The 15,833-nt window shown below is 42.7% G+C and carries 17 protein-coding genes; 4 read left to right on the forward strand and 13 right to left on the reverse strand.

The genetic code is table 11. The annotated features are described in order from the left end of the window. Positions 1-7: 7 nt before the first annotated feature. The 5 genes from QSH61_RS18835 to QSH61_RS18855 form a co-directional block, all read right to left on the reverse strand. The gene (locus tag QSH61_RS18835; RefSeq protein WP_010376876.1) at positions 8-793 is read right to left on the reverse strand and encodes a ParA family protein; all 786 of its coding nucleotides are present in this window, start codon (positions 791-793) and stop codon (positions 8-10) included. Positions 794-807: 14 nt separating this feature from the next. Continuing rightward, entirely contained in the window at positions 808-1,428 is a 621-nt protein-coding gene (gene rsmG, locus QSH61_RS18840) for a 16S rRNA (guanine(527)-N(7))-methyltransferase RsmG (protein WP_010376874.1), read from the reverse strand. A gap of 15 nt (positions 1,429-1,443) precedes the next feature. Beyond that, positions 1,444-3,333 (reverse strand): tRNA uridine-5-carboxymethylaminomethyl(34) synthesis enzyme MnmG, encoded by a 1,890-nt coding sequence (gene mnmG, locus QSH61_RS18845; protein ID WP_206473587.1) that lies wholly within the window; start codon positions 3,331-3,333, stop codon positions 1,444-1,446. Between the two features lie 423 nt (positions 3,334-3,756). Further along, entirely contained in the window at positions 3,757-4,194 is a 438-nt protein-coding gene (mioC, locus tag QSH61_RS18850) for an FMN-binding protein MioC (RefSeq protein WP_010604148.1), read from the reverse strand. Between the two features lie 409 nt (positions 4,195-4,603). Further along, on the reverse strand, positions 4,604-4,837 hold the full coding sequence (locus QSH61_RS18855) for a beta/alpha barrel domain-containing protein (RefSeq protein WP_248298752.1): 234 nt from the start codon (positions 4,835-4,837) through the stop codon (positions 4,604-4,606). Positions 4,838-4,893: 56 nt separating this feature from the next. Between QSH61_RS18855 and QSH61_RS18860 the strand changes: the two genes are divergently transcribed. Beyond that, the gene (locus QSH61_RS18860; RefSeq protein ID WP_157757268.1) at positions 4,894-5,034 is read left to right on the forward strand and encodes a hypothetical protein; all 141 of its coding nucleotides are present in this window, start codon (positions 4,894-4,896) and stop codon (positions 5,032-5,034) included. 30 nt (positions 5,035-5,064) lie between these two features. Next, on the forward strand, positions 5,065-5,277 hold the full coding sequence (locus QSH61_RS18865; RefSeq protein WP_206473589.1) for a hypothetical protein: 213 nt from the start codon (positions 5,065-5,067) through the stop codon (positions 5,275-5,277). 1,090 nt (positions 5,278-6,367) lie between these two features. On the opposite strand, the gene mnmE is transcribed toward QSH61_RS18865, so the two are convergent. Next, on the reverse strand, positions 6,368-7,732 hold the full coding sequence (gene mnmE / locus QSH61_RS18870) for a tRNA uridine-5-carboxymethylaminomethyl(34) synthesis GTPase MnmE (protein WP_206473591.1): 1,365 nt from the start codon (positions 7,730-7,732) through the stop codon (positions 6,368-6,370). 211 nt (positions 7,733-7,943) lie between these two features. Here mnmE and QSH61_RS18875 point away from each other — a divergent pair, with 211 nt between their 5' ends. Then, positions 7,944-10,124 carry a winged helix-turn-helix domain-containing protein gene (locus QSH61_RS18875; RefSeq protein WP_286122811.1) on the forward strand — a complete coding sequence of 727 codons (2,181 nt, stop codon included), beginning with the start codon at positions 7,944-7,946 and terminating at the stop codon, positions 10,122-10,124. A 3-nt stretch (positions 10,125-10,127) separates the two neighbouring features. Here the strand turns inward: QSH61_RS18875 and QSH61_RS18880 are convergent, their stop codons facing one another. Genes QSH61_RS18880 through QSH61_RS18890 form a run of 3 tightly spaced genes read right to left on the reverse strand, consistent with a single transcriptional unit; the run spans position 10,128 to position 12,012 of the window. Continuing rightward, positions 10,128-10,865: a TlpA family protein disulfide reductase gene (locus QSH61_RS18880; protein ID WP_010604152.1), complete on the reverse strand. Its 738-nt coding sequence runs from the start codon at positions 10,863-10,865 to the stop codon at positions 10,128-10,130. Continuing rightward, positions 10,865-11,323: a TlpA family protein disulfide reductase gene (locus QSH61_RS18885; RefSeq protein WP_010604153.1), complete on the reverse strand. Its 459-nt coding sequence runs from the start codon at positions 11,321-11,323 to the stop codon at positions 10,865-10,867. Before QSH61_RS18885 ends, QSH61_RS18880 begins: the two co-directional genes overlap by 1 nt. A gap of 17 nt (positions 11,324-11,340) precedes the next feature. Further along, a complete protein-coding gene (locus QSH61_RS18890; RefSeq protein ID WP_206473595.1) occupies positions 11,341-12,012 on the reverse strand; it encodes a cytochrome c biogenesis protein CcdA in 672 nt (223 codons plus the stop codon). A 228-nt stretch (positions 12,013-12,240) separates the two neighbouring features. On the opposite strand from QSH61_RS18890, the gene QSH61_RS18895 reads away from it, so the two are divergent. Beyond that, on the forward strand, positions 12,241-12,456 hold the full coding sequence (locus QSH61_RS18895; RefSeq protein ID WP_010604156.1) for a DUF1496 domain-containing protein: 216 nt from the start codon (positions 12,241-12,243) through the stop codon (positions 12,454-12,456). A gap of 75 nt (positions 12,457-12,531) precedes the next feature. On the opposite strand, the gene yidC is transcribed toward QSH61_RS18895, so the two are convergent. From yidC to rpmH, 4 genes are all read right to left on the reverse strand, one after another. Further along, complete coding sequence (yidC, locus tag QSH61_RS18900; RefSeq protein ID WP_206473597.1) at positions 12,532-14,166, reverse strand: membrane protein insertase YidC; 1,635 nt, start codon at positions 14,164-14,166, stop codon at positions 12,532-12,534. A gap of 8 nt (positions 14,167-14,174) precedes the next feature. Then, positions 14,175-14,477, reverse strand: coding sequence for a membrane protein insertion efficiency factor YidD (yidD, locus tag QSH61_RS18905; protein ID WP_010604158.1), 303 nt, complete (start codon positions 14,475-14,477; stop codon positions 14,175-14,177). A 173-nt stretch (positions 14,478-14,650) separates the two neighbouring features. Next, positions 14,651-15,085: a ribonuclease P protein component gene (gene rnpA, locus QSH61_RS18910; protein ID WP_010376847.1), complete on the reverse strand. Its 435-nt coding sequence runs from the start codon at positions 15,083-15,085 to the stop codon at positions 14,651-14,653. Positions 15,086-15,091: 6 nt separating this feature from the next. Beyond that, complete coding sequence (rpmH, locus tag QSH61_RS18915; protein ID WP_010604159.1) at positions 15,092-15,226, reverse strand: 50S ribosomal protein L34; 135 nt, start codon at positions 15,224-15,226, stop codon at positions 15,092-15,094. Positions 15,227-15,833 lie beyond the last annotated feature (607 nt).

Here is a 15,833-nt window from a genome sequence, read left to right on the forward strand (position 1 = left end):
TATCCTCTTAGGCAACCGCAGCTGCTTGCTTTTCTTTGCGTCTTAGCATTTCACCCGCTAGCGCTAGATAAGCTTTCGCACCGCTTGATGCTCTATCATAATACATCGCAGGCGCTCCAAAACTTGGCGCCTCCGCTAATCGCACATTACGAGGGATCACAGTCCGGTACACTTTATCGCCAAAGTGTTGTTTTAACTGCTCAGATACGTCGTTAGCTAGACGATTACGCGGGTCGTACATAGTGCGCAAAATGCCTTCAATTTGCAATCCTGGATTCACCAACTTACCGAGTTGGGTAATGGTGTCCATTAAAGCTGTTAATCCCTCCAGTGCATAATATTCACACTGCATCGGAACTAAAACCGCATCGGCGGCAGCCATGGCATTTACCGTTAGCATATTTAATGAAGGTGGACAGTCGATGAATATATACTCATATTTATCTTTTATCGTCTCAAGGGCGTTGCGTAGTCTCACTTCGCGCGCAAACAACTCCATCAGTTTGACTTCTGCCGCGGTTACATCCCCATTGGCTGCGATCAAATGATACTCACCACTGGTTTCTGTGGTGATCACTTGATCCATTGGCGCTTCTTCGATCAACAGATCATAAACCGTTGCGACATCGGCGTATTTATCGACGCCACTGCCCATGGTTGCATTACCTTGGGGATCGAGATCGATCAACAATACTTTACGTTTAGTCGCCGCCATGGACGCGGCTAAATTCACCGCAGTGGTTGTTTTACCAACACCACCTTTTTGGTTTGCTATTGCAATGACTCTTGCCACATTGTCCTCGACAATTAATCTTTAGAAAGAATGATTAAATGGCGCTCACCTTCAAGCTTGGGCACCACTAAACTAATATCTTGCGATAAACTCACGCCGTTTGGTAGTTGTTCTAGCTCATCCGCAGGGTATTGACCCTTTAGTGCTAAGAATACACCTTGGTTATCGATTAAATGTGAACACCACTGGATCATATCTTGTAGTGATGCAAAAGCACGGCTGAGTACACCGTCTAATTTAACACTTGGCTGATATTCTTCAACTCGAGACTGCACTGGGGTAACATTCTCAATGCCAAGCCCATGTTTTACCTGCATTAAAAATCGAACTCTTTTACCAAGGCTATCAAGAAGAACAAAATTGATGTCCGGTCTAGCTATCGCTAAAACCATACCCGGTAAACCCGGTCCGGTGCCAACATCAATATAGTTACTGCCCGTTAAGTGTGGCGCAACAACCAAAGAATCCATGATGTGTTTTACCATCATTTCTTTTGGGTCACGAACGGAAGTGAGGTTGTAGGCTTTGTTCCATTTATCCAGCAGCTGGACATATTCGACCAACTGCTGCTTTTGTTGTTCGCTGAGCTCGATAGAGGTATCAGCGAGTAATTCATTCAATTGTTCTAGTAACACAGTGTTCCACTGCTATTACGCCGACTTACGTAATAGCCCTTGCTTTTTCAGATACACTAATAATAGCGAAATAGCAGCAGGGGTGATACCAGAAATACGTGAAGCTTGGCCAATCGTTTGTGGACGAGCATCACTCAGCTTTGCCACAACCTCATTTGACAGGCCGCTTACCAGGCTATAATCAAACTCAGCAGGCAGTAATGCCTCTTCATGACGAAGCTGTTTATTAATCTCATCTTGTTGACGCGCAATGTAACCGGCGTACTTAGTTTGGATCTCAACCTGTTCAAGGGCTGGAATATTATCAAACTCAGATCCTAATCCTTCGATTGCCATCAGGTCGTGATAATTAACCTCTGGACGGCGGATCAGATCTTCAAGACTGGCTTCGCGTACCAGTGGTTTTTTCAATAATCCATTTACCGCTTCAAGTGCAGGGTGATCTTTATGGATCCAAGTATTGCGCAGACGCTGTGCTTCTTGTTCCATAACTTCAAGCTTGTCGTTGTATGCAGCCCAGCGTTCATCGTCAACTAAACCTAATTCGCGACCTTTTTCCGTTAGACGTAAATCCGCATTGTCTTCACGTAGTAACAAACGGTATTCAGCACGAGAGGTAAACATACGATAAGGTTCTTTTGTACCAAGCGTTGCTAAGTCGTCAATCAACACACCGGCATAAGCTTCATCACGGCGCGGTGTCCATGCTTCACGGCCTTGAACTTGAAGAGCTGCGTTCATACCCGCAATCAAACCTTGGGCCCCAGCTTCTTCATAACCGGTTGTACCGTTTATTTGACCTGCAAAGAATAAGCCATTGATAAACTTAGTTTCTAATGATTGCTTTAGGTCTCTAGGATCGAAGAAGTCGTACTCAATTGCATAACCAGGACGACAAATATGCGCATTCTCAAAGCCTTTAATAGAACGCACGATCTCCAGTTGGATATCAAATGGTAAGCTGGTGGAAATACCATTTGGATACAGCTCGTATGACGTTAAGCCTTCAGGTTCTACGAAGATCTGATGCTTTTCTTTATCAGCAAAACGCACAATTTTATCTTCGATGGAAGGACAGTAACGCGGACCAATCCCCTCAATCACGCCAGCATACATCGGCGAGCGATGTAAGTTATTACGGATCACATCATGGGTTTTTTCATTGGTATAGGTGATATAACAAGGGATCTGTTTTGGATGATCAGACACTTTGCCCATAAACGAGAAAACCGGAGTAGGGGTATCGCCTGGTTGCTCTTGCATCACTGAAAAATCAACCGTTCTTGCATCGATACGTGGTGGTGTACCCGTTTTTAGTCGATCAACTCTAAAAGGCATTTCACGTAAACGCTCAGCCAAAGCGATAGAAGGAGGATCGCCAGCACGGCCGCCTTTGAAGTTTTCTAAACCAATATGGATCTGGCCACCCAAGAAAGTACCAACCGTTAGCACCACTGAAGAAGCGCTAAAGCGTAAACCCATTTGAGTTACGACACCTTTGACCTGATCACTTTCAACAATCAGATCATCACAAGATTGTTGGAAGATCTTTAAGTTTTCTTGATGTTGCAAAATGTCTTGGATCGCCGCTTTATACAATGCGCGATCTGCCTGAGCACGAGTCGCTCGTACCGCAGGGCCTTTCGATGAATTAAGCGTTCGAAATTGGATCCCACCTTTATCGATTGCTTTGGCCATTGCACCACCAAGCGCATCGATCTCTTTAACCAAATGACCTTTACCAATCCCACCAATAGCTGGGTTACACGACATTTGGCCTAAGGTATCCATATTGTGTGTTAACAATAAGGTATTCATACCCATACGTGCAGCTGCAAGTGCAGCTTCAGTGCCTGCGTGTCCACCACCAACAACGATGACATCAAAATGTTCATGATAAATCATTTACGGGATCCTACTTAAAACAACCGAGCAAATTTAGAAAGGATGCGTATTCTACCTAGAATTAACCAGAAGTGAAATGGTTAAACTTTGCACAACGCAAAAAAAGAGATCACTTAAAATATATAAGGATCTTTTTAAAGATCTTTATTGATCTTACTACTACTGATCCTTTGATCTGTGAATAGTTTTGTATTCCTGTTTAGATCCAACTGCTTAACTAAGATCAATTGGTGTGAATTAGATCGGATCAATGGGCTTAAAACCTTTGATCAACTTGCCACTTTATTCACAGGGCTAGATCTGAATTATTTTATCCAATGGATAAGTAAGCGTAGATCAGCAGTTAGATCATAGGTTATCCACAATACGATCTAAAATAGACTGAATTTGTGAATAACTTCTGTGTATTTCAGTGTCGCGCCGTTAAGCGACACATTCAACAAACTTAGGTAACCAAGCAATAGCGGTATCTTCTGGTAGATCTGGGTGTAAAACATCGATCTTTTCTATGTCTAACAGCTGTGTTGCACCTTTTTCTTTAAGTAGATCAGCAAGATTAATAGCTGCATGATTAAAGGTGTCATAACTTGAATCACCAATTCCTACTACCGCAAAGCGTAACTGGCTTAGATCCGAGCTCGCTTTTAATGCTGATATAAAAGGTAATAAGTTTTCTGGATAATCACCGGCCCCATAAGTTGATGTCACCACCAGCCAAAGTGCTTGCTGACAAGCTTCAAGCTCGGGTTTTTCATGCAAATTCACGGTATAACCTTGAGATTCAAGCGATTCCATTAGCTGTTCAGCAACGTATTCTGCTGATCCCATTTGGCTGCCTACAATAAGATCTAAAGTTTGCATTGTTACCCTTACCTAAGTCGTATTGCGCGCCATCTTAGCGTTTAACGTGAATATGTAAAGAGGGCTTTGAGGTTATTGGATAAAAATATTTGCACAAATAGTGTGTAATTTTTAGTGTTTTTACTTATCTATATGAAATAAAAACAGAAAATAAAATATTCCCAAGCTTAACTCGGTGATTTATTTGTGGATAATCTATGGGATAGCTGAGCCTAAAAATACTTTTTTAAGCCAAAGCGCATGCTTGAAACGGTAAGATCTCCGCTGTTTTTGAACAAATTTTGAGGTTGTGGATGAGGTGTTGTGGATAACGATCTAAAAGCTGGAAGTCGATCCAGTCTTTTAGATCTATATAGTTAGATCCATATAATAAAAGAATCTAAAAAAGCGGTCAGATCTTGTGATTTATTTAGTTTGACAGCCAAGTTGTGCGGACTGATTGCTCAAATAAGAAGTCTACAGCATGTTCTTCGAGCAGCCTTCTGGTGACTGATTCTTGTAGTGCTATCACATGATCGCTGAGTGCATTACCCGATGAGATACGTTTGACTCCTAACCCTACTAACGCCTGTTTATCACTAAACCCGGGCAACAGCATCACATTGACTGGAATTAAAAGCAGGGCTGTTAGGCGTTTTATCATCGTGGTGTTGGTTAAACCGGGAATAATTTACGAGAAGTAGTCATAGACAGATTGTCATGGAGAAAAATATTGCCCATCCAACGGACAGTAAACTACTAGAAAAATGCCGTGGCAAACTGGTTGGTTTCGCTAAGCAAGCCAGTATTCGGCTTAGGCAAAGTTATGAACGAATTGGCCTAAGACCGCGCAAAAAGTAGCGCTGTGCCCATGCTAAACAATTTAAACGCATGATGAAAACACTGGGAAACTATCTCAGACGGGTGATGAAAGGTATCTTGAGGAAAAGCACCGAGCAGCCAAGTTGGGAGTTTATCCATGCCCTACAACAACACAAGCGGCTGTTAAAGCAAGAAAAACGAGTAAAAACAAACTCTATAACCTGCATGAGCCGGGTGTTCAATGTATCGCCAAGGGAAAAAGCGCAAAGCCATATGAGTTGAGTATCGCGACAATATTGAAAGAGCAGTTTGTAGTTTGCTTGGATGCATGCATGCAATGCATGGCAGCCCCTATGACGGCGACACGTTATGAGAAACGTTGAGAATAGTAGAAAACGTCACAGATAAAAGGCGATACAGCTGTTTTGTAGATAGGGGTTATCGAGGAATGCGTTATGATGTGTATATTGCAGGGCAAAAGCGTAGGTAGGCCAAAGCTGCCGTAAAATTCTAGCCCAACTGCGGCTTTTTTATGCCTAGATTTAATATTAGTTATTAGCAGCGAAAAGCGCTGCGTAATAACAGAATTGTCGATAAAATTAATGCCCAGTCTGGATTGATTGAATTCGGCTAGTCTAAGCATTAAAACGTCAATATTCAGGAGCGACGAAGTAACTCATGCTAATAGCTTGATTTCACAGTCACTCTAGCTGAAGTTATAACAGTTGATAAGGGGTATGACAGTAATGATTTTAGAAACCAACTTGAAAAGTTAAGCTGCCAAGAAAAGGAAGCAGCAAGGTGGGCAATGAGGGTATAGATTGATGTATATCCAAATATCACCATTTTCTTGGGTGATTTATGGTCAAAGGTTAATAGGCTCTAGGATTAAAGAAATGAAAATCATAGAAGTTCGTTTTTATCTATGGCCTTTAAATCAGAAAAAGGTTCGAGTAATCGATTAAAAATATATACTAACATAAGGATAATTAAGATTGCGGCTGTTGAACCAAATTTGTCAGCGATAACAGAGTGAAATGTGGTTTTAAACAAGAAAGAAAGCAAAAAACAGATGACTACAGTCCATAATATACTTGGTTGAAGTGTAAAACCGCAGCTGGGACAATAAATGAACTTCTCAGAAATTAACTTCATCCTTATTACCATTGAAATTTCAGTTTTGCAGTTTGAACAACTTCGGACAAATATTTTCATGATATTCACATTTTATATAATTTAAATTATATGATTGAAGCGAAATGCTTCAATCATATAGTACGAAATGGCCCTGAATTCAGATAATAAGTGCACCAATCAAGGTTTAATAGTGGTAAGAGATCAACTACTTGTTGGTTATAGCTTGTTTGACTTATTACTTCCCAATACAAAATGAGCTAAAGATCTTGCCAAGCAAGTCGTCGGAGGTGAATTCACCGGTGATCTCATTGAGGTATTGCTGGGTAAGGCGCAGCTCTTCTGCCAAAATTTCACCGGCAATATGCATTTCTAGCTGAGTCTGACCTATTTCTAGATGCTCAGCAGCGTGCTCTAGGGCGTCTAAGTGACGACGGCGAGCCATAAAGCCACCTTCAGTTGCACCAGTAAATCCAATACAGGCTTTTAGGTGTTCCCTCAATAAATCAATGCCTTGAATATCTTTGGCACTTAGGCGAATAAGAGTATGGCCATCACTCGTTGTTGCGCCAACCGCTTCACCGCTTAAATCGACTTTATTGCGGATCACGGTAATTTCCATGCCTTGTGGTAATTGCTCGATAAAATCAGGCCAGATCTTCGCAGGATCGGTTTCGTGGGTTTCGGTGCCATCCACCATAAATAGTACGTGATCGGCACCGCGGATCTCTTCCCAAGCACGCTCAATACCTATTTGTTCTACTTTGTCTGGACTATCACGAAGTCCTGCCGTGTCGATAATATGAAGCGGCATGCCATCAATATGAATATGTTCACGTAGTACGTCTCTTGTGGTACCTGCGATGTCTGTAACAATCGCGGCTTCACGGCCTGCTAAGGCATTGAGTAGTGAAGATTTTCCGGCGTTAGGGCGGCCTGCAATCACCACGCGCATGCCTTCACGCATGATGCTGCCTTGCTTGGCTTGCTTACGCACTTCCGCGAGTTGCTGAATAATGGCTTCTAGGTCACCCGAGACTTTACCATCGGAAAGAAAATCGATTTCTTCGTCAGGGAAGTCTATTGCGGCTTCTACGTACATGCGCAGATGAATTACTTTCTCAACCAACGTATTGATATGTTTAGAAAAGTCACCTTGTAGTGAATGTAGCGCACTCTTTGCAGCTTGCTCGCTGGTGGCGTTGATCAAGTCTGCGATAGCTTCTGCTTGCGTTAAGTCTAGCTTGTCGTTCATAAAAGCACGTTCTGAGAACTCACCAGGCTTTGCCAAGCGCACTTGCTCAATTTGGCTGATTTCCTTTAACAGCATATCAAGTACCACGGGGCCACCGTGGCCTTGTAACTCAAGGACATCTTCACCGGTGAATGAGTTCGGCCCTTGGAAGAACAATGCAATACCTTGGTCTAGTTGTTCACCTGCTAGGGTATTGAATGGCAGGTATTCGGCATAGCGAGTTTTTGGGCATTTACCTAAGATTTGCTCGGCAACTGCTCGGGCTTTACACCCTGAAACTCGAATAATACCAACGCCACCGCGACCCGGTGCGGTAGCCTGTGCTGCTATGGTGTCTTGTGCGATCATGATGACTCTTTAGACTGTCTGGTTAATAGACATAATTGTACAGCAATTGATATATCTCAGGTATAGCTGGTGGGTAATATCTGAGTATGCTCATTGTGTTTTGGGTGGTTGATGACCTTAATGATACGGTTATGCGCTTTTGTCAGGTATAATTATGGTCACAGTTTTTACTGTTCTTACTAGCAAAGGTTGTATAAGGGAAACTAACGCTGTGCTGCATTTTCTTCAATTCCGCTTCGATCCAAATGTCTCGTGTTTATATCGTGATGCTGAGCAAGTGCCACTGAGGCCGAGAGTCGCGCAGTTGTTGGCTTATTTTTTAGCCCATCCAAATCAGATTGTTACACGTGAAACATTGCTCAGCACGTTGTGGCAACACGGTGAGTTTAGAGAAGCTGCACTAACACAAAGTATCACTGAGCTAAGACAAGCCCTCAAAGATAACGCCCAGCACCCCACTTTTATTAAAACCATACCACAGCAAGGTTATCAGTGGATTTGTCCTGTTGAGAGCCGCACATTTACCACATTCAAACTCACTACAACAATGAAAGCAATGCTTGTCGTTGGCGCTATTGCGTTAAGTGGAGTCGCAGCGAGTGTTTACCTCGTTTCTAGCTCAGTTCCCGTTGTCACTCGTGTACAAGCTGAGCAAGACTCGTTAATCATTGTGCCTATGGTGAATGAGACGGGTGTGCAAGCCAATGCGTGGTGGGGTTATGCGCTTGAAGCAGCATTGAGACAACATTTACAGTTTCATTATCAATTAGTACCACGAAGCCAATATCCTGAGCTTGCAGAGGATAGTGCGATTAATCAGCTCACGCTTTCACTAAAGCCGATACAACAGCGTTTTTTACTCAGTGTTACTTATGGAGATAAGCAAAGCGAGATAATTGTTGAACAGTTAGATGAGAGCTTTGAAGCGATTGCAACAGAGGTTATTGCGCAGTTAGCGCTAGATATTGACACTAAAACCGCCAAAAAATCATCCTTAAATCTAGCAATGAATGACTATTACCGCGGCGTGCAAGCATTGAATGAACAGGGACCTCAACTAGCAAAGGCATATTTTGAGGCGGCTGTGGCACAAATGCCGGAACATCTAGAAAGTCAGATGGAGCTTGCGCAAATTTGTTGGCAGCTCGGTGATATTGATTCTGCCACCCGTCGATTCGAACAGATTTCACTAAGTACAGCTTCAATCGCGACTCGTGCTCGCTACCACCTCTATTACGGAGAGTTTTTCAAGGCACAAGGCTTACATCAGCAAGCGTTGCAGCAAGCTCAGCTTGCCCTCGATGCTGCTGAGCAAAGCCAGCAAGTTGAGTTGATTGCGATGGCATATCAACTCAAAGCAGATGCTTTTTGGGTGTTACAACGTTGGGATGAATACCAGCAAGCGATGAGTTCAGCGCATGTTTTGATAGGCAGTCGATCGTTTGCCTATAGCGAAGCACAGCGGAGTTTCTATCTTGCCAATCCACCAGCGGCTGGTCCCGCTGAAAAAACGTTACTGAACTTAGAGAAGAGTAAACCTGTACTCGCGCAAGCCATTGCCTATTATGAGCAAACAGAGCAGACCATGAATCTAATAAAAGCTTTGTTTGCTTATGGTCAAAATTACTTAGTGCCAGTGGTTGAAAGTGAGCCTAGTTTATTAAAAGCCCTCGCTTTAGCTCAGAAAAATGGATATCACTATTTAGAAAAGCAAATACTCACTTACCTAGGATTCTACTATATTCAGCTACATCAGGGAGAGAAGGCGCTACGGTATTTAAAAGACATTAACGGCGAGCCGCGTTTTATTCCAAGCTATGAGCAACAGCAATTACTGATTGGCATGGCGCATATGGATATCGCATTGCAAACGGGTGATACGGATGCAATGCAAAGTGCAATTACGCAATATCAAATGCTGTTAGAAAGCGATTATATTTCTTCGGTGACGCGTGCCAACGTTAAATTGTTACTGGGTTGGACCTGGATCAAAGCGGGCAAGCTCGAATTAGCAGAGCCGTTGACGATTGAAGCAATGCAAGACTATCAAACGTTACAGCTACAAGAAGTTGAGACCTATGCGCTCTATACGCAAATGTATATCCACCTTTTGAGAAACGAGCCTCAACAAGCGCTTGAGATCATTACTGCACATCAACATACCAATTCACATCTTTTGTTGCTTTACGGTGTTGTTGCGGCTGATATGTTAAATGAAGAAGCGCTGCAAAAGCGCTTTTCAGATAAATTGGCCGGACTCGAAAACAGCCAATTATTACAGCAACAGTTGCTGCAAATACGCCAGCAAAGCAGCATCGATAAGCGCTTTATTGCTGAGCTTATCGATGCCCCTTACAGCGTCTATTGTCAGAGTAAATGGACGATAAATTAGGCTCTAATCTATGTTGGGTGGCTGATTACCGCGATAAACGACTTCACCGTGTTTGTCTTGTACCACCCAGTAAGGTAGCTCTCTAATCTCAAACTGGCTAAATACTTCGTTGTGGTGATCGAACACAATATCGTGTTTGACCTCAAAGCGTTGTTGGTAGTCTCGAGCACTTTGTTCTTCCACATAAAAGGGCTTAATCACAGTAACGACCGGATACGCACTCGAGTCAGCGAGTTGATTGTTTTGCTTTATTCTCATTTCACAGGCAGGAATATGCTGAAACGGACACAAGCTATCGCTGAAAAATAACACTCTGTATTGGCTGTTTATCGTCGCTATCGAAAATGGCGCACCGGTGAGTGTTTGCAATGGGATCTGTGTTTCTTTCTCTGTGCTTGGTGCACTGTTAGTCGTCAACAACTCTCGTTTGATAACTTTGTCGTCTTTAACGACAACACGAGCAGGTGTTTGCCTTACTGCAAACCGTTGCATCAACTGGTTTTGCTTATCAATAGCTAACTCAGCATAGCTTGGATAGGCCGTTTTAAATTGCGCTAAGCTTGCCTCATCAATATTGATATCGGGCTGTAGCAATCTCCTTGGTGCTAGTGGCGTTGGTAGAGTCGTGGGTTGTACATACTCATCCCAAATATTAATAAACACATACTCTTGCGTGTTGGCGTGCGCAAACACGCTGAAACACACAGCGGCGAACATAAGTAAGGCTTTAATTGATGACATTAGTTTGCTCCTTGGAGTGTGCTCAGATGTTGTTGCAGCTCATCTGTAAACAATGCGCTGCGATAGATTTCTTTGCCGTTTTCATCAATGAGGATGTGTTGTGGCGTGCCTAACACTTGAAACTGCTGAGTTATCTTGCCACTACCATCAAATACCGTTGGAAACTGGTAATCATGTTTATCAAGGTAAGTTTGCACGCGTTTTTTCGACTGATTGAAGCCAATATTGACGGCGATAACCTGATAGTGGTTATTGGCTTGCTGAAAGCTTTGCTCAAGCAGTGGCATTTCTTCCACACAGTAGGAGCACCACGTTGCCCAAAACTTCAAGTAAGTGACTTTGCCTTGACTGGTTACGGTATTGTTTGCAAGCGTATTGGCGGTCAGTACGGGATAGTCCTTTGCTGCAGACATTGTGCTGAGTAACATAAAGAGTGAAGAAAAAATGATTTTTTTCATGGTGGTTCCTTTGCGTTTTATAGCCAACTTTTGCCAGCTTGAATAAGAAAATATTGCGCCATCGCGACTAAGATAAGTGCGGTTGCTGTAGTGATGTGATTTAGCCAAGCTCCAGATCTTGGTAATGTATGCAAAAAGCGCGTGCTTAGCCCTGCTAGCAGTAATAGGGTGCTCATACCGAGCGCAAAACTAAACAGCAGCGCGCCTCCTAATAGAGGTTGCTGGGCATTAGCAACGAAGAGCAATAAGCCGCCTAGAATTGGAGACGTACAAGGAGCCGCAACAAGAGCGCTGGCCATGCCCATTAGAAGAGGTGCTGGTGAGCCTGTTGCAATCGTATTTGGCAAGCGTGGCAGCGAGATTAAGCCTTTTGATACCGCAGCAAAGTAGAGTAATAGATTAGCAAAAATAAGCAGCACCCAAGGGTTTGTTGCTACTTGGCCAAAAAAGCTACCCGTTAGTGCTGCAATAAATCCAAGCGCGGCGTACACAGCTGCAAAGCCTAGCGCATACAAAATAGGGGCAAGGCGAATATGGCGTTGTTGGCTAAGAGTCGCAACAGTTATGGGAAGTATGGGATATACGCAGGGCGTGAAGCTGGTGAGTACACCTACTAAGAGTGCAATAGGCACTAACCACCAATCAGTTTCGGCACTGGAGAGTGCCTGTAGTAACGTAGATTCAAGCATCGTCTTCTCTTTGCATTTTTTAACTGCAAAAGAGCATGACGGATAGCCCAGATTTGACCTATCAAATCGTCATAAAATCGCTATCAAATTTTATCAAGCGTTTGCTTTTATTTGATATTTTAATTGTTATGAGTTTAAAAGAAAAAGTGCTTGTTGCTCGTTGTGTTTATAAGATAAGGTAAGTTACCTAGTTTAGGTAACTTAAAATTATGCGTAAAGGGAGATATTATGAATAGACTAACACTAGCGGTTGTATCTGCAGCATTTGCAGTATCTGGTTCTGCACTAAGTGGTGAGAATGTAAAACCAGACTACGACCCTACAAAATATTGTTATTTTGCCGATCAGGCATATTCTAAGGGATCGGTAGAAAAGCAAAATAACAAATGGAAAGTCTGTGTTGACGGCGGTCCAAATGGTGAGCTCCAGTGGATTGATCAATAACGACAACTTCATATGATACGCAAATAAAAAACGCCAGCTGTGAAGCTGGCGTTTTTTATTCAAGGTGTACGAGCGTTAACTGCGTACTTTCATGCCTTTTTTCTCCATGCCACGGTAGATGATAAGCATCTGAGCGATAGAGATAAGGTTTGAAACCAACCAGTAAAGTACCAGACCTGATGGGAACCAAATAAAGAAGATTGAGAACACGACTGGCATGTAAGTCATCATCTTTTGTTGCATTGGATCTGTAACTGTCATTGGCTGTAGTTTTTGGGTTAGGAACATACTTGCGCCAAATAGCACTGGTAGTACGTAGTACGGGTCCATTGATGATAGATCCGTTAGCCACAACATAAACTCAGCATGACGTAGTTCCGTTGATTCAAGGAATACGTAGAACAAGGCTAGGAAGATTGGCATTTGTAGTAGTAGTGGGAAACAGCCACCCATTGGGTTCACTTTTTCCTTACGGTACATTTCCATCATCGCTTGGCCGAACTTCTGGCGGTCATCGCCATAACGCTCTTTTAGTGCCTGCATCTTAGGCTGTAGCATGCGCATTTTAGCCATTGAGGTGTATTGCGCTTTAGTTAGTGGGTATAACGCTGTTTTCACAATCAAAGTGATAGCAATAATCGCCAGACCCCAGTTACCTAAAATACCGTAAAGGAACTTAAGCAGTATCAGTAGCGGTTGTGAAATAAACCATAACCAGCCGTAGTCTACAGTGAGATCTAGATCTTCTTGAATTGCTTCAAGCGCTTCTGTGTCTTTAGGACCCATGTAGTACACCGCATGGATAGTTGCCGTGCTGTTTGCTTGCACATTGGTTGGCTCGCTCTTCATACCAACAATACCATTACCATTTCTAAGCGCGGTATAAATCGTATTATTGGTTTGCTGATCTGGCACCCATGCACTAACAAAATACTTTTGTAGGAAAGCAACGTAGCCGCCTTGGGTATTTTTATTCAGGTTTGCATCCGCCATATCAGAGAAGCTGTATTTCTCGTAAGGTTCTTCAGCGGTACCATAGGCTGGGCCTAAGTAGGTCTGATCAACCATGCTGCTTTTATCTTGGCGTGTACGTTTGATTTGCGTGTACAGTTGTACTTGAACAGGTGATGAGGTGGTGTTGTTAACTTGATATTCTAAGTCAACGTCATATTTACCTGCTTTAAATACATAAGTTTTTGTGTACTGTACGCCTTTCTCATCAGTGAAAGTCAGTGGTACACGTAACGTATCGCCATTGAGCTCATATTGCTGTTGTGCCGACTCATAGACTGGGCGACCAGCTTTGTTCGCGTCAGGGCCGTTTAAACCAATTAAACCACTCTGTGAAACATACTGTTTGCCTTCAAATTCACCAAGTAACATGAAAGGCGTGTCGCTGCCATGGGTTTCTGCGTGTTGTAGTAAGCTGGCTTCAACGATGTCACCGCCTTTAGTATCAATTTTTACCGAAAGTACATCGGTAGTGATACTAATGACAGAACGTGTTGCCTGAGTTGCTACAACTGGGACATCGGATTGGCTTGATGCTGGTACATCAGCTTGCTCTTCTGTTGGGGTTGAGTTCGCCACTTGTTGTGTGACGGCACTGGTATCAGCTTGTGGCGGGTTTTGTTCTTGTGTCCACTCTTGGAACAGTAGGAACGAAACCAGCAACAAACCGATAAATAAAAACGTGCGTTGCGATTCCATAACAGCTCTTATTTCTCGTGTTGTTTAACTTTAGTCGACTTCACAGGTACAGGATCATCTCCACCTGCGCTCAAAGGGTGACATTTTAATATGCGTTTAACCGCTAACCAACTCCCTTTTGCAATTCCATGTAAATTAATTGCTTGAATTGCATAACTAGAACAGGTCGGGTTAAAACGACAATGAGGCCCGAGTAGGGGGCTAATCCATTGTTGATAACCGCGGATCAGCAATATAAGCAGGTGCTTGGGAAGCGAACAAACTGCTTTGAACTGATTTCTGATCTTGCTACGCCCTGAAGTTGAATTCATGGCTTTGTAGATATCAATTTCCTCAATTTACTGCTTCAACCTAAGTAGGCAAAAACAGACTATTTTTCCATTGATATAGCTGATTAAAAGGTGAGCTAACCTTACCTTAATTGGCGTAAAATTACTATGCTAGCAAGGGTAAATGCGCCGTAAAAAGGAAAGGCTAAAGCAGATTATTGCTTTTTCGCGTTAGCTTGAGGATTTTTTGAACGCTTGTGTTGAGGTTTTGGCTTAAAAGGTGGTTTGGGTGCACCTGGCTTACAACGTTCATTTATTTTGCGCCACATCTTAGTGAGCTGTTTAGTTAGCTCTTCATTAGATTGCTCGTCAACACCGGTTTTGACCATCAACACAATATCGATGTTATCAAGTTTATGACGATTTAATCGAAAGCTTTCTCTAGCAAGTCGTTTGATACGGTTTCGTTGACATGCTTTTTTGCAGCGCTTTTTAGCTACAGTTAAGCCGAGTCTTGGATGACCAACATCATTTGGTTTTGCAAGTAGAGTAAAATAAGGCGTAGCTGCGCGAGCTGGCTCTTGAAATATGCGGGAGTAATGCGAGGGAGTTAACAGACGTAACTCCCTGCTAAAGCTAAAGTCTTCCACTAAATATTAAGCAGAAAGTACTTTACGGCCTTTAGCACGACGACGTGCTAATACTTTACGACCGTTCTTAGTCGCCATGCGAGCACGGAAACCGTGAGAGCGCTTGCGCTTAAGTACGCTAGGTTGAAAAGTTCTTTTCATAACAATTCCATCCGATCGGTTAAAAGTTAAAACATCCTATGCAGGTCGCGATCCTGGCACAGGTGCCATTGCGAGCGCGAGATATTAAAGCTGGGCGCGTCTAAAGTCAATCAAAATCTGTTCTCTGTGGCTAAATAATCCACAGTAGAATTTCTTTATCCTTATATATAGACAAAACTTGGCAAAGCTATCGAGCAAACATAGACGATCTACATAAAGTAGGATCAATACGAAATCGATCTGCATAGATCTGATCCGATGGGCGGCATTATAGCATTTAGTAAGAATAGGAAAAGCTCTGGAAAACTAAATTTGATCTTAATTTTGGGGTGAGATCGGGTGAGTTTTTTGCTATGATCTTACTTGTGGGTAAAAAATAAAAACCTTTAAATTTCATGTGTTTATTTTTTTGCTAGGGTGAGATCTTGCTTTTTCTAAATGTCAATATTGAACTTGTGGATAAGATCACTTCATAATACCCCGCTTCCACCAGTGATTTTGTAATAAAAACTAAGTATTTCCGGCGATCCTTTCATTTAGATCTGATTTTTTAGATCTGAATGCTCTATTTCTTATTCCCGGGAATCAAAACCTATTGGAGTTCAGA

The sequence above is a fragment of the Pseudoalteromonas sp. JC3 genome, from assembly GCF_030291895.1.
GTDB lineage: Bacteria > Pseudomonadota > Gammaproteobacteria > Enterobacterales > Alteromonadaceae > Pseudoalteromonas.